The 22,486-nt window shown below is 67.3% G+C and carries 25 protein-coding genes and 1 pseudogene; 20 read left to right on the top strand and 6 right to left on the bottom strand.

What is annotated here, in order from left to right; all coding sequences use genetic code 11:
- The first annotated feature begins 137 nt into the window (after window positions 1–137).
- On the top strand, window positions 138–743 hold the full coding sequence (locus D187_RS35600) for a hypothetical protein (RefSeq protein WP_002632541.1): 606 nt from the start codon (window positions 138–140) through the stop codon (window positions 741–743).
- Window positions 744–762: 19 nt separating this feature from the next.
- Here the strand turns inward: D187_RS35600 and D187_RS35595 are convergent, their stop codons facing one another.
- Both D187_RS35595 and D187_RS35590 read right to left on the bottom strand, forming a co-directional pair.
- Window positions 763–1,251 carry a hypothetical protein gene (locus tag D187_RS35595; protein ID WP_002632540.1) on the bottom strand — a complete coding sequence of 163 codons (489 nt, stop codon included), beginning with the start codon at window positions 1,249–1,251 and terminating at the stop codon, window positions 763–765.
- Between the two features lie 240 nt (window positions 1,252–1,491).
- Window positions 1,492–2,679, bottom strand: a complete 1,188-nt coding sequence (locus tag D187_RS35590; RefSeq protein ID WP_002632539.1) for an ABC transporter substrate-binding protein — start codon at window positions 2,677–2,679, stop codon at window positions 1,492–1,494.
- A 206-nt stretch (window positions 2,680–2,885) separates the two neighbouring features.
- On the opposite strand from D187_RS35590, the gene D187_RS35585 reads away from it, so the two are divergent.
- The 4 genes and pseudogenes from D187_RS35585 to D187_RS59355 form a co-directional block, all read left to right on the top strand.
- On the top strand, window positions 2,886–3,698 hold the full coding sequence (locus D187_RS35585) for an endonuclease I family protein (protein ID WP_002632538.1): 813 nt from the start codon (window positions 2,886–2,888) through the stop codon (window positions 3,696–3,698).
- Window positions 3,699–3,808: 110 nt separating this feature from the next.
- Window positions 3,809–4,873, top strand: a complete 1,065-nt coding sequence (locus D187_RS35580; protein ID WP_245591906.1) for a putative zinc-binding metallopeptidase — start codon at window positions 3,809–3,811, stop codon at window positions 4,871–4,873.
- Between the two features lie 4 nt (window positions 4,874–4,877).
- Window positions 4,878–5,912 carry a D-alanine--D-alanine ligase family protein gene (locus D187_RS35575; RefSeq protein WP_002632536.1) on the top strand — a complete coding sequence of 345 codons (1,035 nt, stop codon included), beginning with the start codon at window positions 4,878–4,880 and terminating at the stop codon, window positions 5,910–5,912.
- A gap of 25 nt (window positions 5,913–5,937) precedes the next feature.
- Window positions 5,938–6,036: pseudogene (locus D187_RS59355) on the top strand (SDR family oxidoreductase); the annotation flags it as partial.
- 157 nt (window positions 6,037–6,193) lie between these two features.
- On the opposite strand, the gene D187_RS35570 reads toward D187_RS59355, so the two are convergent.
- Window positions 6,194–6,469: a hypothetical protein gene (locus D187_RS35570; protein ID WP_043433123.1), complete on the bottom strand. Its 276-nt coding sequence runs from the start codon at window positions 6,467–6,469 to the stop codon at window positions 6,194–6,196.
- 882 nt (window positions 6,470–7,351) lie between these two features.
- Between D187_RS35570 and D187_RS35565 the strand changes: the two genes are divergently transcribed.
- Window positions 7,352–8,587: an esterase/lipase family protein gene (locus D187_RS35565; RefSeq protein ID WP_002632534.1), complete on the top strand. Its 1,236-nt coding sequence runs from the start codon at window positions 7,352–7,354 to the stop codon at window positions 8,585–8,587.
- A 27-nt stretch (window positions 8,588–8,614) separates the two neighbouring features.
- On the top strand, window positions 8,615–9,046 hold the full coding sequence (locus tag D187_RS35560) for a ribosomal maturation YjgA family protein (RefSeq protein ID WP_002632533.1): 432 nt from the start codon (window positions 8,615–8,617) through the stop codon (window positions 9,044–9,046).
- A 44-nt stretch (window positions 9,047–9,090) separates the two neighbouring features.
- Here D187_RS35560 and D187_RS35555 read toward each other — a convergent pair whose 3' ends face one another.
- The gene (locus tag D187_RS35555) at window positions 9,091–9,369 is read right to left on the bottom strand and encodes a hypothetical protein (RefSeq protein WP_002632532.1); all 279 of its coding nucleotides are present in this window, start codon (window positions 9,367–9,369) and stop codon (window positions 9,091–9,093) included.
- 192 nt (window positions 9,370–9,561) lie between these two features.
- Here D187_RS35555 and D187_RS35550 point away from each other — a divergent pair, with 192 nt between their 5' ends.
- From D187_RS35550 to sufT, 10 genes are all read left to right on the top strand, one after another.
- Window positions 9,562–10,320, top strand: a complete 759-nt coding sequence (locus D187_RS35550; protein ID WP_002632531.1) for a hypothetical protein — start codon at window positions 9,562–9,564, stop codon at window positions 10,318–10,320.
- 79 nt (window positions 10,321–10,399) lie between these two features.
- On the top strand, window positions 10,400–11,194 hold the full coding sequence (locus D187_RS55740) for a hypothetical protein (protein WP_155893825.1): 795 nt from the start codon (window positions 10,400–10,402) through the stop codon (window positions 11,192–11,194).
- Between the two features lie 39 nt (window positions 11,195–11,233).
- Window positions 11,234–11,710, top strand: coding sequence for an SMI1/KNR4 family protein (locus D187_RS35545; RefSeq protein WP_020918492.1), 477 nt, complete (start codon window positions 11,234–11,236; stop codon window positions 11,708–11,710).
- 161 nt (window positions 11,711–11,871) lie between these two features.
- Window positions 11,872–12,372, top strand: coding sequence for an SUF system Fe-S cluster assembly regulator (locus tag D187_RS35540; protein WP_002632529.1), 501 nt, complete (start codon window positions 11,872–11,874; stop codon window positions 12,370–12,372).
- Complete coding sequence (gene sufB, locus D187_RS35535) at window positions 12,369–13,805, top strand: Fe-S cluster assembly protein SufB (RefSeq protein ID WP_002632528.1); 1,437 nt, start codon at window positions 12,369–12,371, stop codon at window positions 13,803–13,805. The genes D187_RS35540 and sufB overlap by 4 nt, the downstream gene beginning before the upstream one ends.
- On the top strand, window positions 13,802–14,584 hold the full coding sequence (sufC, locus tag D187_RS35530) for a Fe-S cluster assembly ATPase SufC (RefSeq protein WP_002632527.1): 783 nt from the start codon (window positions 13,802–13,804) through the stop codon (window positions 14,582–14,584). The genes sufB and sufC overlap by 4 nt, the downstream gene beginning before the upstream one ends.
- Window positions 14,581–15,906, top strand: coding sequence for a Fe-S cluster assembly protein SufD (sufD, locus tag D187_RS35525; RefSeq protein WP_002632526.1), 1,326 nt, complete (start codon window positions 14,581–14,583; stop codon window positions 15,904–15,906). Before sufC ends, sufD begins: the two co-directional genes overlap by 4 nt.
- Window positions 15,903–17,132: a cysteine desulfurase gene (locus tag D187_RS35520; protein WP_002632525.1), complete on the top strand. Its 1,230-nt coding sequence runs from the start codon at window positions 15,903–15,905 to the stop codon at window positions 17,130–17,132. Before sufD ends, D187_RS35520 begins: the two co-directional genes overlap by 4 nt.
- Window positions 17,129–17,581: a Fe-S cluster assembly sulfur transfer protein SufU gene (sufU, locus tag D187_RS35515; protein ID WP_002632524.1), complete on the top strand. Its 453-nt coding sequence runs from the start codon at window positions 17,129–17,131 to the stop codon at window positions 17,579–17,581. The genes D187_RS35520 and sufU overlap by 4 nt, the downstream gene beginning before the upstream one ends.
- Before the next feature lie 10 nt (window positions 17,582–17,591).
- Window positions 17,592–18,146 (top strand): putative Fe-S cluster assembly protein SufT, encoded by a 555-nt coding sequence (gene sufT, locus D187_RS35510; RefSeq protein WP_002632523.1) that lies wholly within the window; start codon window positions 17,592–17,594, stop codon window positions 18,144–18,146.
- Between the two features lie 3 nt (window positions 18,147–18,149).
- Here sufT and D187_RS35505 read toward each other — a convergent pair whose 3' ends face one another.
- Both D187_RS35505 and D187_RS35500 read right to left on the bottom strand, forming a co-directional pair.
- On the bottom strand, window positions 18,150–18,626 hold the full coding sequence (locus D187_RS35505) for a GNAT family N-acetyltransferase (protein WP_002632522.1): 477 nt from the start codon (window positions 18,624–18,626) through the stop codon (window positions 18,150–18,152).
- Between the two features lie 9 nt (window positions 18,627–18,635).
- Window positions 18,636–20,069: an aminotransferase-like domain-containing protein gene (locus D187_RS35500; protein ID WP_002632521.1), complete on the bottom strand. Its 1,434-nt coding sequence runs from the start codon at window positions 20,067–20,069 to the stop codon at window positions 18,636–18,638.
- Between the two features lie 208 nt (window positions 20,070–20,277).
- Here D187_RS35500 and D187_RS35495 point away from each other — a divergent pair, with 208 nt between their 5' ends.
- The 3 genes from D187_RS35495 to D187_RS35490 all read left to right on the top strand — a co-directional run bounded on the left by D187_RS35495 (window position 20,278) and on the right by D187_RS35490 (window position 22,373).
- A complete protein-coding gene (locus D187_RS35495; protein ID WP_157758302.1) occupies window positions 20,278–20,574 on the top strand; it encodes a DUF2917 domain-containing protein in 297 nt (98 codons plus the stop codon).
- A gap of 479 nt (window positions 20,575–21,053) precedes the next feature.
- Window positions 21,054–21,914 carry a hypothetical protein gene (locus D187_RS55735; RefSeq protein ID WP_155893824.1) on the top strand — a complete coding sequence of 287 codons (861 nt, stop codon included), beginning with the start codon at window positions 21,054–21,056 and terminating at the stop codon, window positions 21,912–21,914.
- 3 nt (window positions 21,915–21,917) lie between these two features.
- Window positions 21,918–22,373: an immunity 26/phosphotriesterase HocA family protein gene (locus D187_RS35490; RefSeq protein WP_043433119.1), complete on the top strand. Its 456-nt coding sequence runs from the start codon at window positions 21,918–21,920 to the stop codon at window positions 22,371–22,373.
- The last annotated feature ends 113 nt before the right edge of the window (window positions 22,374–22,486 follow it).

Genomic DNA, 22,486 nt, shown 5'->3' with positions numbered 1-22,486 from the left:
GCACTCTGTCTCTGGGGCCGTGCGTCTTCGTAACACGTTCGTCCCCCCGCGCGGTGGCTCGCGAGGCCTGGACGCCCGCCCCGCGTCCGGCGCGGCACGCTTCCCGGCTCTGGACATGATGCTTACCCTGGGCACCCATGAAGACGACCGCGTCCACGTCTGGCAGAGAACAGGGGCAGTCCAAGAGCGGCGGTGAGCGGGAGTTGATCCTCAAGCTGGAGGAGCGCTTCCGGCACTTCACGCACCTGCTCTACGACACGCGCATTCCCGAGCATGTGTTGGACGAGGAGCTGGCGCCCTACCTGGCGGAGGACATCCGCTTCATCGACCCCTGGCAGACGGGGGCGGGGCGGGAGACCTACCGGCGCGGCGCCGCGGGCTTCCACTGCATGTTCCGCTTCGACTTCGACATCCTCCAGCTCAACGTGCAGCTCGAGCCGGGCCACGAGAAGGGGCGGGTGCTCGTCGACGGAACCATGAACCTGAGGCAGTTCGACTGGCTCTACGTCTACCCGCTGCGCACCTTCCTCGCCTACGACTTCTCCCTGGAGCGCCCCTTCACCGGCGGCGAGCCCCACCCCCTCATCCATCGGCACGAGGAGATGTGGAGTCTGGGCGACATGATCGAGGCCGTGCCCGGGGTGGGCTGGGTCTACAAGACCCTCTTCCGGCCTGGCTTCAGCTACGGCTTCCTGGCGGCCTCCGCGCTCTGCCGCCGCAACAAGCAGCGGAGCGCGGTGTAGGCTCACGAGGCGGTGTGACTCAGATGCTGGGGGGCTCGACCGGGGGCGGGACCTGGACGCCGCCCGTTTCGCCGCCGTTCAGGTTGACCGGACCCTCGCCGGGGGCCGCCTCGTACTTGTCCTCGGTGGAGTGGCCCTTCTGGTTGGTGGGCTTGCCCTCCTTGTGCTCCTTGATCGCCTGCATCAGGGCCTGGAGCAGCTGCTGGATGTCCTGGCCACCCTCGGGGCCACCCTTGCCCTCGGGGCCACCCTTGCCCTCGGGACCACCGGCGCCACCAGCGCCCTCGGGCTTGCCACCACCCTGGCCCGCGGGCTTGCCCGTCAGCTGCTCGATCAGCTTCTTGAGCATCTCCGGGTCGATGCCCAGCTTCTGCGCGAGCTGGTCGATGGCCTTCTGGTCACCCTGCAGCGCCTGCGACAGCAACTGCTCGGGAGCCTGCGTGTTGCTCGTCTCGGGGGTGGGGGGGGTGTAGATATTGCCGCGGGGACCAACGCCAGAAACGCCCATGGTATGCCTCGTGTGCTGGGGGGAAGGGGGACTTCTCAACCACCGTTCTCGGTGACGAGGGAGACCATAGCAGGGCGTGTGCCAATCCCCCAAAGCCCCCCTGGAATGCGTAACCCCTTGAAATGACGTGAGGGCCGGGGGCGCCCTGGTGACTGCCGTTCGGGCGGAGATGTCGGGATCCTGGTGACGTCTGTCATCCCCTGGTGACGTCTGTCACCACCCCGGCTGGGACTCGGGACACTAGGGCTTGAGGGCGGTGACGAAGCGCGCCTTGCCGCCCTCCACCTTGAGGATCACCGCCTGCTTCACCGCGTCACGGTTGGCGTCCAGGGTGATGCTGCCGCCCACGCCGGGGAAGTCGCGGGTGGCGGCGATCGCGTCGCGCAGGGCGGGGCCCGACAGGTCCGGCGCGCGCTTCATCGCGTCGATGGCCAGCCGCGCGGCGTCATAGGCGAGCGCCCCCACGCTGTCGGGCACCTGGCCGTAGGCGGCCTTGTAGCGGGTGATGAACTCCTGGAGGACGGGATCCGGGTTCTCCTCCGAGTAGTGGTTGGAGTAGTAGCTGCCCTCGATCGCCGCGCCACCCAGCTCGAAGAGGCGCGCGGAGTCCCAGCCATCTCCGCCGAGCAGGGGCAGGGTCAGCCCCAGCTCCCGCGCCTGACGGGCGATGATGCCCGCGTCGGTGTAGTACCCGGGCACGAAGAGCCCCTCGGGCCTGGTCTTCTTGAGCGTGGTGAGCTGGGCGCGGAAGTCCGTGTCTCCCTTGGAGTAGCTCTCGGTGGCAACCACGACGCCGCCCAGCTCGGTGAACTTCCGGCGGAACTCGTCCGTCAGGCCCACCGAGTACGCGCTCTTGTTGTCCTGGAGCACCGCCACGCGCTTGAGGTGCAGGTGGTCGTGGGCGAACCGGGCCATCACCTCGCCCTGGAACGGATCGATGAAGCAGACGCGGAAGATGTAGTCGCCCTTCTTCGTGACGGCGGGGTTGGTGGAGGTGGGGGTGATCATCGGCACCCCGGCCGCCTGCGCCTTGTCCGCCATGGCCATCGAGTTGGACGAGGCGGCCTCGCCGAGGATCACCACCACGTGGTCCTGGCTGATGAGGCGCGCGGCCGCCTGGGCCGCCTCCTCGGGCTTGCCCTGGCTGTCATAGACGCGCAGCGCCAACGGGCGGCCCTTCACCCCGCCCGCGGCATTGGCTTCCTGGAGGGCCAGGGAAATGCCCTGGCGCCCGGAGATGCCGAAGGTGGCCTCGCTGCCGGTGAGGCTGCCCACCTGTCCCACGAGGATGGGCGCCGAGTCCGAGGGGGTTTGCTTCGAGGCCTCGGCGGGTGTGGCGGCGGGGGGCGCGGCGGGCGGTGCCTTCTTCTCACAGGCGGCCACGAGCACGGCGAGCGTGGTGAGCAGCAATGACGGGATGCGGCGCATGGGACGAACGCTCCAGGTGAAGGGGGGCTGTGACGGGCTTCTAGCCCAGGCGTCTGGTAAAGGCCTCGGAGGCACGGGGAGTGTGGCCATGTCGTACATTGGAGGTGTATTGCGGTAAAAGTATGGCGACAGGCAACTCATGGGTCTGTTGAGAGACAATTCGGGAGTCCGCCCGCCAATGTGGGCCGCCTGGAAGGACCGCTCCGATGATGCCGCGCTCGACGACCGCCCCCCTCCGTCCTTCTCCTTTCCTCCCGGCCGCCGTGTCGGAGAGCCGCCGGTCCGCTCCGCCCCCGGTTCCGGCGCGGTCCTTCCAGGCGAGCCCCGACAGCTTCCAGCCCGCGGCGCGCCGGGGCCCGGCTTCCCCAGGGATGGGCTCCACGCCCCCGCCCACGACGCCCTCGCCGTATGACGGGCTCAAGGACAAGGCGCTCATCCAGGCGCTGCATGACGCCTCGGCCCAGCACAAGGACCTTGGCTACAACCAGGCGCGGAAGATCATCTTCACCACGCTGGACAACCACGAGGGCCAGGTGACGTGCGTGTACACGGGCCGCGAGGTGACCACGGACAAGATTCCCAGCGCCAACGACATGAACACCGAGCACACGTGGCCGCAGTCGAAGGGCGCCACGGGCCCGGCCAAGAGCGACCTGCACCACCTCTTCCCCACGGACAGCAAGGCCAACTCCATCCGGAGCAGCTACCCGTTCGGCGAGGTGAAGGAGGTGAAGTGGAGCCAGAACGGCGCGAAGTTCGGCAAGGACGCCAAGGGCAACACCGTCTTCGAGCCGCCCGACGCGCACAAGGGCAACGTGGCGCGTGCCCTCTTCTACTTCTCCACCGTGTACAACAAGCCGATCCCCCCCGGGGACGAGGCGGTGCTCAAGCAGTGGAACCACCTGGACGGGGTGGACACCGCGGAAGTGGCGCGCAACACCGCCATCGAGAGCTACCAGGGCAACCGCAATCCCTTCGTGGATGACGCCCTGCTGGCCGACCGCATCTCCGACTTCTAGGCGCGCGCCGCTTCCCCGGGCGAAGGGGCCTGGGAGGGCTCGCCTCCCTGGTCGCCACCATGCCCGGTCGGCCTGTTCATCCGGGCCCTTGCTCCCTACTTCAAGGGAGCATGATGCCACCGGTCCAGACCGACCTGATGCGGGAGAAGCACTCCACCGAGCACGGCGAGGGGCGGGGAAGACTGTCCCCCCAGCGCGAGGCCCTGCTCCAGGCGCGCATCAAGGATCTCTCGCTACGCCTCGCCGGCACGCCGCTCGAGCGCCACATCGCCCAGCTCCACGCGGAGCTGGAGGCGCGGGGCATCTCCTTCAAACCCCAGTGCTACCTGTCCGACGAGTGGGGCTGTCCCTCGGGGGTGCCGGTCATCGGCCTGCCGTTCTACCTGGCCGACCCGAACCTGCTCTCCATCGAGGCGGACCTCGGGGGTGGGGCGGAGAGCGAGGCGGAGATCCTCATGTATCTGCGCCACGAGGCGGGCCACGCCTTCAACTACGCCTACCGGCTCTACGAGTCGGAGGAGTGGCTGCGCGTGTTCGGCGACTACTCGCGGCCCTACCGTGACGACTACAAACCCCAGCCGTTCTCGCGCCGCTACGTCACGCACATCTCCGGCTGGTACGCCCAGAAGCACCCGGACGAGGACTTCGCCGAGACCTTCGCCGTCTGGCTCACGCCTGGCAGTGATTGGGCGAAGCGCTACCAGGGGTGGGGCGCGCTGCGCAAACTCCAGTACGTGGACGAGACCGTCAAGCGCCTGGGCCGCACCGAGCCGCTGGTGAGCTTGAACACGCCGGACTTCACCACCGAGGAGATGGAAGGCACGGTGCTCGACCACTACCGCCAGCGCGAGCTGGACGAGAAGGTGGACGTGGAGCTGCGCAACGCCTTCGACCAGTCGCTGGAGGACATCTTCGAGGGCCCGGGCGAGGCGCCCGTCCGCGCGGAGACGCTCGTGCGCGCCGAGCGCCAGCGGCTGATGGCCCTGGTGAGCCAGTACTCGGGGGTGGGCCGGGGCGCGGTGCGCGCGTTGGTGGACCACCTGCTCGAGCGCACCTCCGACATGAACCTCACGCTGCACCCGGACGACAGCCGGGAGGCCATCTGCCGCCTCGTGTCGCTCGTGACGGTGCTGTCCATGAACTACCTCTACACCGACCGCTTCTTCGAGGAATGACGCCATGAGCCCGCCTCCCCTGCGTATCGCGGTCCTGCACTACCAGCCCAAGGACGAGCCCGCCGACGTGGTCACCGAGCAGGTGGCCGCCGCGCTCCGGGACGCGGGCCACACGCCCGTGCTCCTGCGCGTCGACGAGAGCATCACGGACCTGGTGCGCCAGGTGGCGCGCAGCCGCGCCGACCTCGTCTTCAACCTGTGCGAGACCTTCGCCGACGACTACCGGCTGGAGGTGAACGTGGCGGCGGTGCTGGAGCTGGCGCGCATGCCCTTCACCGGCTCGGGGACGGCGGGGCTGCTGCTCGCGCAGGACAAGATCCTCACCAAGCAACTGCTGCAATTCCACGGCGTGCTCACGCCCCGCTTCGCCACCTTCGATGGCATGTCCTTCGAGGCCCATGGCGACCTGTCCTTCCCGCTCATCGTCAAGCCGGCCCGCTCGGACGCGAGCATGGGCCTGGGGGTGGAGCGGGACATGGAGGGCCTGGCGCGCCGGGTGCGGATGATTCGCGAGCAGTACGACGACGAGGCGCTCGCGGAGGAGTTCATCGAGGGCCGCGAGGTGTACGTGGGCGTGCTCGGCGACCACGCGCGACCGCAGGTGCTGCCGGTGGTGGAGCTCGACTTCGGCAAGAAGTGGAGCCGCAAGCGCATGAAGATCGCCGACCGGGAGGTGAAGTTCGGCCCCGAGGGCCCCGGCGAGCCCCAGCTCGTGATGCCCCACGACTTGTCGGACGAGCTGCGCGGGCGCATCGAGCGCGCCGCGGTGAGTGCCTTCCGGGCGCTCAAGCTGAGCGACTACGCGCGCATCGACTTCCGCGTGTCCAGCGCCACCAACGAGCCCTACCTGCTCGAGGTGAACCCCAATCCCTACCTCGAGGCGAAGTGCGAGGTGGCCATGGGGGCGCGGGAGATTGGCCTGTCCTACCCCCAGCTCATCCAGCGCATCGTCGAGACGGCGGCGCGGCGGTACGGACTGGACAAGGACAAGCGCCCGCGCGCTCAAGAGCCGGCCGCCGAGCCCGCGCCCTTGAGCTGAACCGGCGGCCTGCAACAACGCGGGCCCCCAGGAGATCGCCGAGGCGGCCGCGTGGCTGCTCAGTGAGCGCGCCTCCTACGTCACCGGGGTGGTCATGCGCGTGGACGGCGGGATACGCGCGTAGGCGCCGCCGGCTTTGCGGTGGCCATGTCGAACAGGGCGACCAGCTCGGCTCCGCCATGCACTGACCTGGCGGCCGGCCCCTCCTTCGATCCGGGGCCGGCTGTGGCTCGGGCTCCCTCCACTCCTTGGAGCCTTGGGCCACGCCAGCCACCATTCATCTACATGACATAGAGCGGGCTGTTGCCAATCTCCGCATTCCTGAGATCATGGAAGGAGTTGTACCGCTTCGGGGCCGAGTGGTTGTAGCTGTCATAGCTGGTCCACTTGCCGTTCTCCCGGCGCACGGTGAAGAAGTGGCCGGTATTGACGTTCGCAACGATGCCCATCCCCTTGTCTCGGAGTTCCTTCTCGCTGCCCTCGCGCATGCCGTACAGGCTCAGGGCGCTGGGATCATTACCACTCAGCACGAGCTCTTGCGCATCCTTCGGTGTCATACCTAGCATCTGCTGGTAGTGGTTGCCTGCCCTTTGGATGAACTCCGATCTGCTCACCTGTCCGTTGAAGAAGTGGTGCAGCGCGTAGAACGCGCAAAGGTTGGAGTCGGGGTAGGTTTTCGGCTGCTTGACGAAAACAAACTGAGACGCATGAGGTCCGCCTCCGTACCCCACGGATTGGGCTGACCCATGGTTATACACACCATGATGGTGTGAGGGATGTTGGAGGTTGGCACCATAGGCTTGGCTATAGCCTGGTGAAGACCCCGTATGATTAGTGTAGGTGCTCTGTGGGGCTGTCGGCGGGTGGGTATACCCGTACGACGGCTGCGTGCTCTGCTGAGGAGCGGAGCCTTGAGGCGCATGCCCCTGTCCGGTTTGGGGGTAGTGGTAGTGGTACGACGGCGCATTGTTGTTGACCTTACCCATTTCATTTCCTCCTGCAGAGCGTTTCAGGCTCGGAGTCCACTCGCGCTCAAACATGAATATTACACAATGGACGGAAGCTCAATGGGTAAAACAATCAATTCGGCTCTAATGAGTTTTCATTGAATTCTCAGAAGGGTCTTGTCGGATTCTCAGAATTCAAGATTTTCTGATGTCGCTTGGTCTCATACGAGAGGGGCGGAGAGGAGGGGCGCGGCGGCGCGCCTAGGAAGTGTCGCCCAGGAAGTGTCCCCAGGAAGTGTCAGACGATTCGTAAGGGACTCCCAGGAAGTGTCCCCAGGAAGTGTCAGACGATTCGTAAGGGACGATTCGAAGGGGGAACGGTCGACGGGGGCCTTGCCCCGAGGGGCGATTGCCGGGCGTCCTCCCTTGCTCTTGACTGGGGCGTTGGCGCGCGTCCCCATGCCGGGGAGCGGCCGCGGGAGGTGGTCCCCGATGAACCTTCATCTCGTGCTCGTTCCGGGCTTCGGCGGGTTCGATGCCCTCGGCACCCTGCGCTACTACGAAGGTGTCACCCGAGTGCTGGAGCAGACACCGCTCGTCCTGCACTACTTCCCCAACCTGCCCACCGCCAGCGTGAGCACCCGCGCCGAGCAGATGCTCTCGTTCCTCGACGAGCGCTGGCGGCGCAAGGAGATCCGCTCGGGAGATGAAATCCACCTGGTGGGCCACTCCACCGGAGGGCTCGACTTGCGCCAGCTCCTGTTGCGCTACCGGGAGCTGGAGAACGCCAAGGACCTGCGCCGCGCGGACTCCGCCCTGGAAGTGCTCAGCCACATCCGCTCCGTGCAGTTCCTCTCCACTCCCCAGCGAGGCACGAACCTGGTTCGCCGGATGAACCAGCCGCTGGTGCGTTCCCTGCTCATCCGCCCCCTGCTGCGCGCCTTCTACGAGAGCACTCGTGCCCTGCGCGAGCGCGGTACCTCGGAGAGTGGCCGGCTCTTGCGCCGCGTCCTGCTGCGCGGCAGGCGCGTGGAGTCGGACAACTGGATCGACGCGCTGCTCGACACGATGGAGGGCTGCTACTCGCACGACGGGGCACACTCGCGCGCGCTGGCCCGCGCCTCGTACTTCGAACTGCTGCGCTGGCTGTTGCACATGGCGAGCGACTCCTCGGCCCTGAGCGATCTGAGCCCCGTGCACCTCGGCGACGCTCCGCCCAGCCCCGCGCACTCGGACGACCCCGAGAGCGAGCGGCGCTTCCTGGTCGAGCACGGCATCCGCTACGCCTCCATCGTCACCGTGGCGCGGCCGAAGTCGGAGAACCGGTTCGACCTCTTCAACCAGCTCTACGCGCTCACGGCCAGGTCACCAGACGCGCGGCTGGGCCCGCCGCGGGCCGTGCAGAAGCTGCTGGATCCCCGGACCACGCAGATGCTCGCGCTGGGTGACAACGATGGGCTCGTCAACACCGTCTCCCAGGTGTGGCCGGACGCGGCGTCGTGCTACCTCGTCGACGCGGACCACGCGGACGTCATCGGTCACTACCAGGCGGAGATCGCCGGGGACACGCACGGCGCCCTCAAGCGCTACGATCTGCTCAACTCCGCCTCGGGCTTCGACGCGGAGGCCTTCCACGAGGTGTGGACGCGGATCGCCTCTTTCGCCCAGGGGAAGTCCTACGCCGGGTCGGGCCGCGCGTCGCGCCGTTCGTCCGCGGCACCGGCCTAGCCTCCGCGCTGGAGTACACTGCGGCGCATGCCGGACCTTTCCCCGCACGGCTCCTCCTCACGCTCACGCGCGATGTTGGTGCCGTGCCTGCTGCTCCTCGTCGTGTTGGGATTGGGCTCGCGCTCCGCGTGGGCCCGTCAGGTGTTGCCGGGCTTCGTCACCGAGTTCGCGGGCGATACGCTGTGGGCCACGCTCGTCTACCTGGGAATTCTGCTGCTCTGGCCCCGGCTGTCCGTGGGGCGAGCCGCGGCGGGCGCGCTGGGCTTCTCCGTGGTGATTGAGCTCAGCCAGCTCTTCCATCCGCCCTGGCTCGATGCGCTCCGCGCCAACCCCTTCGTCGCCCTGGTGCTGGGGCGCGGGTTCCTCGTGTCGGATCTCTTCTGCTACGCGGTGGGCGTGGCGCTCGGGGCGGGGCTCGACGTGGGGTTCTTGTCCCGGACCTCTCGCGAGCGGCCATGATGCCGCTGGAAGCAGGGGGGCCCGCTTCCAGGCGGAACCGCGTCCTACCCGCAGTAATCGTAGAAGGTCTGCCGGTAGGTGCTCGTCTTGCCCCACCCGCCGTAGATGCCGCAGTTACATCCCCTGCCGCCGATCTGCGTGGTGTAAGCGGGATCGCTGTAATGGATGGTGTACGTCGTTCCATCGGCCGAGCAATCAGGGATGGCATCCTCCCGGGTCTCCAGGGCGGACTCCTGCTCGGTCTCGGCGACGGCTCCGCCGCAGCCCACCATCATCAGGCCCATCACCAACGACAAACCCGCAACACGCATCGCGCTCTTCATGGGTACCCCTCCGCTACGGCGTTGAAGGGAAACAGGGTAGATGCGGAATGTCCGGTAAAGCAATATTCGGAGCCGCTGGTTTGCTCCGCGATGAGAGGGCCCCAGCCGCACATGATTCCAGGAGTCGGGTGCTCCTTCTTGACTTGAGTGGTCCAATCCGTTTGTCTGGGGGGCGGCTTGGAGGGCGCATCCGTGGTGGACGAGAAACATGAGCAAGGCGATGGGCAGGGGCCGTTCGAGCTCGGCCGGAGCTACGATGAAGTGGGGCCCGGCCTGGGTCGCCTCCACGAGGCGTGGCATGTGAAGACGGGGAGGCCCGCGCTGCGGTTGTTCCCCACGGACCGCGTGGAATGGCAACCCTCGGCGCGCTGGGAAGTGCTGATCTTCTGCGAGCCCTCGCCGCCCTCGGTCACCCTCCTGGTGAGTCAGGCGCCCGTGGGGGTGCCCACGGTGGAACTGGCGGACGTGCTCGTGCTGAGCGCCGCCGCGTTCTCTCGCGTGGAGGACAACGCCCGGGTCCGCGCCCATCTGGCGTCGGGGCTGAGCGGCCCTGAGGAGCGGCTTCCTCGCGCCCGCCGGACTGGGTGGGAGGCGAGAGGACGGGTCGTCGCGAGCCTCGCGCTGGTGCTGGGCGTCTGTCTGACGAGCCGTCATGTAGCTCCTGCTCCAAGTGGTTCATCCGTGGAGCCGTTCGAGGGGTCTCCGACTGATGCGTACCTGGGGGACTCGAATGGTCCGGATGCACTTGGCTACCCACTTCCCGAGAAGCCGTTTCGGCATCAGGCGAGGGCGCCTTGTCCGCGCAGGAAGAGCGTCGTGGAGATCAACGGGGGGTGCTGGGTGACGTTGGAGCACAAGCCTCCGTGTGAGGAAGACCAGGCCGAGTACCAGGGCAAATGCTACCTGCCTGGGGTGAAGCCCCCACCGCTTCCCCAGTCCGTTGATCCCTGAGGTTGAGCCACGAGTTCGGGGTAGGGTAGACCCACTGAGCATCAGGTAAGTTCTGAAGCTGCGTTCAGGAGGTCTTGAAATGGGTGGCTGGCGGAAGGCGATGCGGTTGGACGCAGGTGGCGACGGTGCGAAAGAGATGGTTCTTCAATCCATCTTTGACAAATGGGATGAGCCGGATGTTCCGGTAGCAGGCGTTCCCGATTGGCTCTGGGAATTGCCGAAACCGAGTCGGCCATCAATAACCAGCTTTGGCTACAACTCCAAGCCGGATGCATACTGGGGAGATAGCAAGCCGCGTATTGTTGGAGAGTTGAAGTACGGAGCCAAGTTCGAGCCGTTTGCCGTGGCCGAGGTGCTTCATTATGCGCACCTTCTTCGCCTCAAACTCGGTGGTGATCCCATCTTGTCGCTTGTGATCTCGCAGCCGAACTACTGCATTCGCGCTGCTATCACCGAACTCGCAAGCCCAGTGCTTCGCCACATCGAAGCGGATCTGCTGAGTTTGGATGGCAAGACCCTGCTGTGGTTGTCGTGCCCTCATGCAGCGCTGAGTGAGGAGCCACCGCTGCCGGCTGACGTCCCTCTTGAGCAAGAGTGGAGTTCGCTACGTTGGTCCGCTGTCGAAGGTGAGCAAACCTGGATCGCGCATAACGGAATGCACGAGCCTCCTTTTCTTCAAGGGGCGGCCGCGATGCTCAGTCGATTTCGCAATGGTGGTCGTTATGAATGGGTGCTCTGGGTGGGAACTCTACCTGCCTTTGGAGTCGAGTGGAGCAATGCTCAATGGGCGGCGGCTGGAGATTTCTGGATCTGGGACGCCAAGGCGATGACGAAACAGACGCTACCCAGGCCTCGTTTTTCGTCGCCCCGGTAGACGCCAGGGTTTCCACGCAGGAAGAGTGGGCAACCGCCGATGATCGCACCCATGAGCAGCTTGCTCGAAGAGGTCTCCCGCGAGCATTTCCCGTATTCTCCCGCCACGCCCGAGGAACTCGAGGACTTCGAGCAGAGGGTGGGTTGGCGGCTGGATCCGGACCTACGGGCCTTCTATCTGCACTGCAACGGAGCGGAGTTGATTGAGCGGTTGCCGAACACGCCCTACCGCATCCTGCCCTTGTCCAAGATCGTCCGAGCCCGGGTTGCCATCTACGGCCAGGACGACGACAAGTGGGGTCCAGCCTCGATGTACACCCTTTGTGACGTCCAGGACGGGGATTACGTCCTGGTGGATGTGAGCCGGCAGGAGAATGGCCGCTACCCCCTCATGGACGGCTACCACGAGGCATGGCCGAACGCGGAGTACTGCGGGCCCGTGGCCAGCTCCTTCGCGGAGTTCCTGGAGGCGGCGATGCGCTCCCGGCGCCCGGTGTACTGGCTGGGCGGGAAGTAGGTTCGCTGGTCGTCCGCTCCCCCCGCCCCCCCAAGCGGGCGCTCCCTCGCTCGTCCGGAGACGATTTTTAATGCGGACCAGATTGGTCCTGTTTAAAAGCCCCCTGACGCGGCGGTGTCCCCCGGGTAGTCCGGGCGCCCCCCTGGTGGGAGAGAATCCGAATGCTCCGGATGAGCAAGATGACCGACTACGGCATCGTGCTGCTGACCGAGCTGGCGCGCGCCTCGGGCGAAACGCGTACGGCGAAGGAACTGGCGGCCTGTACCCACGTGCCCCTGCCCTCGGTGAGCAAGGTGCTCAAGGGCCTGCAGGGCTCGGGGCTCCTCGTGTCTCACCGGGGCGCGAGTGGCGGCTACGGCCTGTCCCGCCCCGCCCAGGGCATCCTCCTCACGGAGATCATCGCCGCGCTCGAGGGGCCGGTCGCCTTCACCGAGTGTGGAGCCCACGGCACCCAGCACGTCAGCGGGCCGTGCGAGCTGGAGACCGTCTGCCGGGTCCGTGGCCACTGGCGCATCATCAACCGCGCCCTCCAGGACGCGCTCGGCCGGCTGACCCTGGCCGACCTCTGCGCCCCCGTCTCGCGGCTTTCCCCCCTGACGGATCACCCCGCCGCTCCTTCCCCGGCTCCCACCCCGGTCTCCCTGCGAGGAACCCCATCATGAGCACCCAGACCCTGCAGGAACTCACGAAGCGCCCCTATGAGGCCGGCTTCGTCACCGCCATCGAGTCCGAGACCATCCCCCCCGGGCTCAACGAAGACATCATCCGCATCATCTCCGCCAAGAAGAACGAGCCGGAGTTCATGCTCGAGTGGCGGCTGCGCGCCTACCGCCACTGGCTCACCCTCAAGGAGCCCCGCTGGCAGAAGGTGGAGTACGCGCCCATCGACTACCAGGACATCATCTACTACTCGGCCCCCAAGCAGAAGCCGAAGCTCGACAGCCTGGACCAGGTGGACCCCGAGCTGCTCAAGACCTACGCCAAGCTCGGCATCCCGCTCGAGGAGCAGAAGCGCCTGCAGAACGTGGCGGTGGACGCCGTGTTCGACTCGGTGTCCGTGGCCACCACCTTCAAGGACAAGCTGGCCAAGGCGGGCGTCATCTTCTGCTCCTTCTCCGAGGCCGTGCGCGAGCACCCGGAGCTGGTGCGGAAGTACCTGGGCACGGTGGTGCCGCACTCGGACAACTACTTCGCGGCCCTCAACTCGGCCGTCTTCAGCGACGGTTCGTTCGTCTACATCCCCAAGGGCGTGCGCTGCCCCATGGAGCTGTCCACCTACTTCCGCATCAACGCGGAGAACACCGGCCAGTTCGAGCGCACCCTCATCGTCGCCGACGAGGGCTCCACCGTGAGCTACCTCGAGGGCTGCACCGCGCCCCAGCGCGACACCAACCAGCTCCACGCCGCCGTGGTGGAACTCGTGGCGTTGGACGGGGCCACGATCAAGTACTCCACGGTGCAGAACTGGTACCCCGGGGACGAGCAGGGTCGCGGCGGCATCTACAACTTCGTCACCAAGCGCGGCATCGCGCACCACCGCGCGAAGATCTCCTGGACGCAGGTGGAGACCGGCTCGGCCATCACCTGGAAGTACCCGAGCGTCATCCTCAAGGGGGATGACTCGGTGGGCGAGTTCTACTCGGTGGCGCTCGCCAACCACCGCCAGCAGGCGGACACGGGCACGAAGATGATCCACCTGGGCCGCAACACGAAGAGCACCATCGTGTCCAAGGGCATCTCCGCGGGCCGCGGGCAGAACACCTACCGGGGCCTCGTCAAGGTGCTCAAGAGCGCCGAGGGCGCGCGCAACTACACCCAGTGTGACTCGCTGCTGCTCGGCAGCAAGTGCGGCGCCCACACGCTGCCGTACATCGAGGTGAAGAACGCCTCGGCGCAGGTGGAGCACGAGGCGTCCACGTCGAAGATCGGCGAGGACCAGCTCTTCTACTGCCAGCAGCGGGGCATCTCGAAGGAAGACGCCGTATCGATGATCGTCAATGGCTTCTGCCGGCAGGTCTTCAAGGAGCTGCCCATGGAGTTCGCCGTGGAAGCGCAGAAGCTGCTCAGTGTGAGTCTGGAAGGAAGCGTGGGATGAAGCCGCTGCTCAGCATCAAGGACCTGCACGTGCGCGTGGCGGGTCGCGAGGTCCTCAAGGGTATCAACCTGGAGCTCATGCCCGGGGAGGTCCACGCCATCATGGGCCCCAACGGCTCGGGCAAGAGCACGCTGTCGCAGGTGCTCTCCGGCCGCGAGACGTACGAGGTGACGAAGGGCGAGGTGCTCTTCGACGGGAATGACTTGCTCGCGATGCCGCCCGAGGCGCGCGCCCACGCGGGCGTGTTCATGGCCTTCCAGTACCCGGTGGAGATTCCGGGCGTGGGCAACCTGCACTTCCTGCGCACGGCGCTCAACGCCCGGCGGCGCGCCGAGGGCAAGGAAGAGCTGGACGCCATGGACTTCCTCAAGCTCGCGCGCGAGAAGTCCAAGCTCGTGGAGCTGGATCAGGCGTTCATGCAGCGCTCGGTGAACGAGGGCTTCTCCGGCGGCGAGAAGAAGCGCAACGAGATCTTCCAGATGGCGGTGCTGGAGCCGAAGCTGGCCGTGCTCGACGAGACGGACTCGGGCCTGGACATCGACGCGCTGCGGATCGTCTCCGGGGGCATCAACGCGCTGCGCGCGCCCGAGCGCAGCATGCTCGTCATCACCCACTACCAGCGGCTGCTCGAGTACGTGGTGCCGGACCGGGTGTCGGTGCTGGCCGGTGGGCTCATCGTGCGCACGGGCGGGCGCGAGCTGGCGCTGGAGCTGGAGAAGAAGGGCTACGCGTGGCTCAACGACGGCAAGGCCCTGGTGGGCAAGGAGGCCCGGCCGTGACGGACGAGGGGCTGCGCTACTACCTCGACCTGGCCGAGCGCTTCCAGGCGGAGCGCGCCGCGGGGGCTCCCGCGTGGCTGCGCGCGCTGAGACAGGACGGCATCGAGCAGCTCGCGCGCCAGGGGTTTCCCACCTCGCGCAACGAGGACTGGAAGTACACGAACGTGTCCTCCGTGAGCTGCCAGTCCTTCTGCCCCGTGCACACCGTGCACGAGGCGAGCATGGAGGCGGCGGTGGAGTTGCAACGCCTGCCGGGCCCCGGGCCACGGCTGGTGTTCGTGGATGGCCGCTTCGTGCGCGAGCTGTCCCGGCTGGACGGCCTGCCCGAGGGGCTCCAGGTGCGCAGCCTGCGCGAGGCGCTCGAGGAGGGCGCGCCGCTGGAGGAGCTCGTGGGCCAGCGGGCCCGCGCGGAGTCGAGTGCCTTCACCGCGCTCAACGTGGCGCTGCTGGAGGAGGGCGCGTGGGTGGACGTGGCGCCCGGCACGGTGTGCGCCGAGCCCGTGCAGCTGCTCTTCCTCGCGCGCGGCGTGGCCACGCTGTCGCTGGCGAGCCCCCGGGTGGTGGTGCGCGCCGGGGCGAACAGTGAGCTCACGCTCGTGGAGAGCTACGTGGGCGTGGCGCCCGGCGTGTCCTTCACCAACGCGGTGACGGAGGTGGTGCTCGGGGATGGCGCGCGGGTGACGCACCTCAAGCTGCAGGCCGAGTCCGAGGTGGCCTTCCACATCGGCTCGCTGCACGTGGAGCAGGGCCGGGACAGCCGCTTCGCCTCGCATGTGCTGTCGCTGGGCGGCGCGCTCGCGCGCAACGAGGTGCATGCGCTCTTCAAGGACCGGGGCGGTGAGGCCACGCTCAACGGGTTGTACGTGGGCCATGGCACGCAGCACCTGGATCAGTGGACGAACCTGGACCATGCGCAGCCGGACTGCACCAGCCGCGAGCTGTACAAGGGCGTGCTGGACGACAACGCCCGGGGCACCTTCCACGGCAAGGTGATGGTGCGCCCGGACGCGCAGCACACCGACGCGCGGCAGAACAACCGCAACCTCCTCTTGTCGGAGACGGCGTCGGCGGAAGCGAGGCCCCAGCTGGAGATCCTCGCGGATGACGTGAAGTGCGCGCACGGCGCGACGGTGGGCCGGCTGGACGAGCAGGCGCTGTTCTATCTGCGCTCGCGAGGCATTCCCCGGGGCGAGGCGGAGCGGCTCTTGACGCTCGCCTTCGCCACGGAGGTGGTGAGCGCCATTCCCCTGGCCTCGCTGCGCACCCAGGTGGAGGAGCTGCTCACGCAGAAGCTCCCCGGAGCGAAGGAGGGTCGGGCATGAGTGGAGCAACCCTGGACATGGCGCGCATCCGCGCCGACTTCCCCATCCTCCACCAGGAGGTCCGGGGCCGGCCGCTGGTGTACCTCGACAGCGCGGCCACCACGCAGAAGCCCCAGGCCGTCATCGACGCCCTGGTGCGCTACTACACGCACGACAACGCCAACGTGCACCGCGGCGTGCACGCGCTCTCCGAGCGCTCCACCCAGGCCTACGAGGGCGCGCGCGAGCGGGTGCGCCGCTTCATCAACGCGCGCGAGACGAAGGAGATCATCTTCGTGCGTGGCTGCACCGAGGCCATCAACCTGGTGGCCCAGACGTATGGCCGCACCAAGGTGGGCCCGGGCGACGAGGTGCTCATCACCGCCATGGAGCACCACTCGGACATCGTGCCCTGGCAGATGCTCTGCCAGCACGTGGGCGCCACGCTCAAGATGGTGCCGGTGGACGAGAACGGGGAGCTGCGGCTGGAGCAGCTCGACACGCTGCTCACCGAGCGCACGCGCCTGCTCGCGGTGACGCATGTGTCCAACGCGCTCGGCACGGTGAATCCCATCAAGGAGATCACCCGGCGGGCGCACGCGCGGGGCGTGCCCGTGCTCGTGGATGGCGCCCAGGCGATGCAGCACTTCCGCGTGGACGTGCAGGACCTGGACTGCGACTTCTACGCGTTCTCCGGACACAAGATGTTCGGCCCCACGGGCATTGGCGTGTTGTACGGCAAGGCCCAGGTGCTCGAGTCGCTTCCGCCCTGGCAGGGCGGTGGGGACATGATCCTCACCGTGACGATGGAGAAGACCGTCTACAACCGGCTGCCCTACCGCCTGGAGGCGGGGACTCCGAACATCTCGGGCGCGGTGGGGCTGGCGGCGGCGCTGGACTACCTCGACTCGGTGGGGCGCGAGGCCATCGCGGCGCACGACCAGGAACTGCTGGAGTATGGCACCCAGGCCCTGGAGACCGTGCCGGGGTTGCGGCTCATGGGCCGGGCGCGGGAGCGCTCGGGGGTGCTGTCCTTCCTGATGGAGGACGTGCACGCGCACGACGTGGGCACCATCCTGGACCGCGAGGGCGTGGCCATCCGGGCGGGGCACCACTGCGCGCAACCCCTGCTGGCGTGCTTCGGCGTGGCGGCCACGGTGCGCGCCTCCCTGGCCCTGTACAACACGCGCGAGGACATCGACGCGCTGGTGCGCGGGCTGCACAAGGTGCGGGAGGTGTTCGCATGAGTTCGGAACTGCAGGACCTCTACCAAGAGGTGGTGCTGGAGCACGGCAAGCGTCCGCGCAACTTCCGCGAGGTGGAAGGCGCCAACCGGCGCGCGGATGGCTACAACCCGCTGTGTGGGGATCAGCTCACCGTGACGTTGCGCATGGACGGCGACGTCATCCAGGACGTGGGGTTCGTGGGGCAGGGGTGTGCCATCTCCCGCGCCTCGGCGTCGTTGATGACGGGCGCGGTGAAGGCGCTGTCGCGGGCGGACGCCGAGCGGCTCTTCGAGCTGGTGCACCGGCTGGTGACGGAGGGCCCCGAGGGCCTGAACCTGGATGAGCTGGGCAAGCTGGCGGTGCTCTCCGGGGTGAGTGAATTCCCCTCGCGCGTGAAGTGCGCGAGCCTGGCCTGGCATGCGTTGCGCGCGGCGCTCGAGGGCAAGGACACCTCGGTGTCGACGGAATAGGGAGGGACAGATGAGAGGACTACAGACACCGCTCGCACGCGACTGCGAGGTGACGATGATCCCGAGTGGCGAGCGGGTGGTGGTTCCCGCCGGCACCGAGGTGCGGGTGCTCCAGACGCTCGGCGGCAACGTGACCGTGCAGGGCGACTATGGGCAGCTCATGCGCATCGACGAGAAGGACGTCGAGGTGCTGGGCGAGGACTACCAGAAGCAGGACGCGAAGCCCGCCGAGGAGCAGCCTCGGAGCGGGGAGTTCGACCCGGAGCGCGTCTGGGAGCAGCTGCGCACGGTGTACGATCCGGAGATTCCGGTGAACATCGTGGAGCTGGGGCTCGTGTACGAGTGCAAGAGCACGCCCCTGCCGGAAGGTGGGAACAAGGTCGAGATCCACATGACGGTGACGGCGCCCGGGTGTGGCATGGGCCCGGTGCTGGTGGAGGACGTGCGGAGCAAGGTGAGCGGCGTGCCCGGGGTGGCGGAGGTGGACGTGCAGCTCGTGTGGGATCCCCCGTGGGACCAGAGCCGCATGTCCGACGTGGCGCGGCTGGAGCTGGGCTGGATGTAGTTGCTAGGGCGGGTCCGACAGGTCCCGTCCGAGAAACAGCGCGCCGGGGATGGGGTTGAACACATAGGGCTCGATGGGTTCGAACCCCATCGAGGTATACAGCCCGAGCGCCGCGGCCATGCTGGACAGGGTGTCGAGGCAGATGCGTCGATAGCCGGCGGCACGCGCCTCCTCGCAGATGCGCTCGGCGAGGCGTCGCCCGAGTTGCTCGCCGCGCGCGGCGGGCCGGACATACAAGCGCTTCATCTCGCACGTCTCCACGCTGATCGGCCGCAGCGCCACACACCCCAGGGCCCGTGCTTCCCGCCGGGCGATCAGCAGCCGCCCGCGCGGCGGCGCGTACTTGCCCGGCAGGCCCACCAGCTCGGACTCGAAGTCCTGGAAGCCCAAGTCGATGCCCAGGCTTTCGGCGTACTCGCGAAACAACTCCCGCACGAGCGGCAGGTCGGACGGGAATCGCGCGGGTTCAATGGCAATCATGGTCGGGCCCTACGCGAGGGTGCGTGCGAGACTTCCGAGGGTGGCCATGGCGGCTTCCAGGCGGGGGCTCCAGGCCTGCCCGCAGTTGAGGCGGATGCAGTTGGTGTAACGGGGCTGCGCGGAGAAGATGTGCCCCGGCGCGATGCTGATGCCCGCCTCCAGCGCCCGCGCGTGCAGGACGAGCGCGTCCACGGTGGGCGGTAGCTCCACCCACAGCAGCGAGCCGCCCGAGGGGCGGGAGACGCGGGTGCCCTCGGGGAAGTGCTCGCAGATGGCCTCCGTCATCCGCTCCACCTGCGAGGCGAGCCGCCGCCGCAGCGTGCGCAGGTGCTTGTCATAGCCGCCGCTGGCGAGGAAGCGCGCCACCACGAGCTGCGGCAGCGTGGGCGTGGCCACCGTGTGGGCGAACTTGAGCAGCTCGAGGCGTTCCTGGAAGCGCCCCGGGGCCACCCACCCCACGCGGAAGCCCGGCGCGAGTGTCTTGGACACCGAGCCGCACAGCAGCACCAACCCCTCGCGGTCGAACGACTTGCAGGTGCGGGCGCGCTCCAGGCCGTGGTGCAGGTCTCCGTAGAGGTCGTCCTCGATGAGCGGAATCTCGCGCCGGGCGAGCATCGCCACGAGGCGGGCACGATTCTCCTCGGGCATGCAGGCGCCGAGCGGGTTGCTGAAGCTGGGCACCACCAGCACGGCGGCCACGCGGCGCTTGTCGAGGGCGGTCTCCAGCGCGTCCAGCTCCAGGCCGTGGCGTGGGTGGCTGGGAAGCTCCAGCGCGCGCAGACCGAGCAACTCCATGGCCTGGAGGGTGCCGTAGTAGGCGGGGGACTCGATGGCCACGGTGTCGCCCGCGCGGGCCACGGCGGCGAGGCTGAGGTAGACGGCCTCGGTGGCGCCGCAGGTGGTGATGAAGTCGTCGGGGGACAGCGAGCAGCCCCAATCCAGCGCACGGCGGGCCACCTGGCGGCGCAGCTCCAGGCAGCCGGGGGGCATGTCGTAGCCGATGGCATCGGGGCGCTGGCGCGACAGCATCACCATGTCGCGGTGCAGGCGTGGGCCGGGCAGCAGCTCGGGCGCGGGCACGGCGGCGCCGAGCTGCACCATCCGCTCGTCACGGGCGGCCCGGTACACGCGGGCGACGAGGGCGCTGTTGCTGGGAGGCTTGGCGGTGGTGGGGGGGCGGGAGACGCGAGGCTCCTCGGGGCGGGGGCGCTCGCGGCGGCGCACGTAGTGGCCGGACTGGGGCCGCGTCTCCACGAGGCCGAGCGACTCCAGGTGGAGGTACGCCTGGAGGACAGTGGAGATGCTCACCCGCTCGCGCAGGCTGAGCTGCCGCACCGAGGGCAGCCTGTCCCCGGGCCGCAGCGTGCCGGCGGCCATGGCCTCCGCGAGCCGCTCGGCGACCTGTTCATAACGCCAGGGCCGCGAGGCCTCCTCCATTGCCATGCCCAAGGGTCCTCCTTCTCCAGGACGCGCGACCGCGTCCCACCGGAAACACATAGCCAGCGGGCGTCCGTCCGCCCAGAGACAGCTGAGCGGGTGGGCAACCAGCACAGTTCATCCCGCCACAACTGTACCCCTCACAATTCAACCTGCCTGAATCTGTTCCGCATGGGGCCCCGGGCGCATGTTCACCCTCGAAGGAGGAACAGTGATGGCAACAGCAATGCTCCGAGGACTGTGGCAGGCCGTGAGGCCGCACCACCGGACGGCGCGAGGAAAGACGAAGGGGCCGGAGCAGGTGGTGCTCGAAGAGGGAGCGGTGTGGAGTTGCCGCGTGCGGGCGGGGGGGCTACGACTCACCTGCTGCGAGGGCCTGCTCTGGCTCACCCACGAGGGTGAGCCGACGGACAAGGTGGTGAAGGCGGGGGGCTCGGTTCGGCTGGACGGTCCGGGGCTGGTGGTGGTGCAGGCGCTGCGTCCGGCACGCTTCGGCCCGAGCGAACCCTGAACCGCGCGGGCGGGAGGCCCTCGGGTGCCTTGGGCGCCCGCCCGCCACGGACTACTGCAACAGCTTCTGCTTGATGAAGGCGCCGGAGGGCGTGGGGCCGAGTCGTGCCAGCCGCTCCGCCCCTCGCGTTCGCTGTCCCTTGGTTGACTCGGCCGCACGGCCTCCCTGTAATCCTCGTGGGGTTCCTCGAGAGCGGAGCCCATGCCAGGAGGTGTTGGGTGCCAAGAGGGGTGGCTCTGCTGACATGCATGTTGCTTGTGGGGTGTAGCAGCGCCACTCGGAACGTTCTCCCGGCCACTGGACAATCAAGGTACTGCGTTTACGTCCCGAGCAACGACTTTGAGCAGGCAGAACAAGGTGGGGCATCTGCCGCCGTGCCTGCGCCTGGGGCGGGTTCGCCGACGGCTCCACTTCCTCCTTCCCCACCACCGCTGAGAGGGCTTCCTGGCGGAGGCGCAGGAGACGGGGTCCCCCGCGGCATGCTCCGCCCGGTGCCGCAAGGCGGCACGACCGCGGCAGGAGCAGGCACTGGCGCTGCGGCAGGAGAAGCCCTGGTCACGGGCGGCGCGGTCGTCGCGTCCGCGGGCAGTGTTCTGCTGCTCTGCTTCACTGTCAAAGCGGTTGTGGCCGGGGAGCAGACCCCCATCGACATCGCGGACAAGTTTTACGGCACACACTTCGGAGATGTTTATGGATGGGCTCGAGGCCGGTATCCCCCAAAGGGCTCTGCGCATCCGGCTACCATCGCGATGGAGATCCTCATTCACCAGGCGCCTGACGGCGCAGTGGAGGTGACGACAAGCGCGCCCTTGGCCCAACCTGAATCGGTGTCCCCGCCCCGCGCTCCTCCCAGTGGATGGCCAGATGCGGAATCCGACAGGAAAAGCAAAAAGAAACGCGGCCGTCTCTATGTGACCTACAGAAAGCTCAATAAGAAAACCAACCTCTACTACGCTGGCCGGACCAGCATGGTCGTTGATCTCGGCCTGCCTCTCAGACTCCAGGCGGAGCTGGCCATTCGGTTCCGAGACACGAATCATCATGTTGATGAGAACGAAGACCCGAAGGATGCTTCATTTGCTCAAGCAAGGCTTGATGTATTCGACCATGGGGCTGCCATCGACTACGATCAGAGGTATGATGATCCAGCATACTGGCGGATTCGCGGAAGAGAGCAGCAACTGATAGACTTCAGTGGAGGAGCCCAGTCCGATACGGGCAAGCCCCATCGAACCGAGAACGTCGTGCGCGCCGTGGCAAAAGACAACCCGAGGGGCAGACGGTTTCACGATGCTGCCACGATTCGCTGGGGCGAACTTCACCATTACACAGGATACTAGGACATGAGGTCAACGCATAAACCAGGTTCATTCTGGAGAATTCCCCTCCCAGATGGCTCCTTCGGCTATGGAAGGGCTCTCGAATGGCAGTTCGATGCCTTCTACAATTACAGAACCACCAGTCCAGACTCGGACCTGGACAGGATTTCATCCAAGCCCGTTCTTTTCAGGATCATGGTCAAGTATCCCTACCCGAAGTCATGGGAGATCATCGGGCGGAGAAAGATTGAGGAGCGCCTGATGCAACCCATTGTCCAATTCAATATGGAAGTGGGTCCACTCCGGCGCTGTTGGATTTTCGACAGCCTTGGCAATGAGAGAGAGGCGTCCCCCCAAGAGTGTATCGGGCTCGAGCCAGCGGCTGTTTGGGAATCCCACGGTGTCGAGGAACGTCTGCTCGATGCCTTCATGGGGCGGCCCAACGACAGTTTGGTGCGCATGTGGAAGGAGTTGGAGTAGCCGTCCGGCGTGGGACGGGGGTGAGGACGGCGCGCTCACGCGGGTGGAGATGCGCTTCAAGCTCAATGCCTATCCCTGGAAGGGTGTCAGACGATTCGTGTGCGCCAGGCAAA

Origin of the sequence: Cystobacter fuscus DSM 2262 (genome assembly GCF_000335475.2) — a bacterium.
Classification (GTDB): Bacteria; Myxococcota; Myxococcia; order Myxococcales; family Myxococcaceae; genus Cystobacter; species Cystobacter fuscus.
The sequence above is the reverse complement of the archived record's forward strand: the minus strand, read 5'-3'. Positions and strand labels throughout refer to the sequence as shown.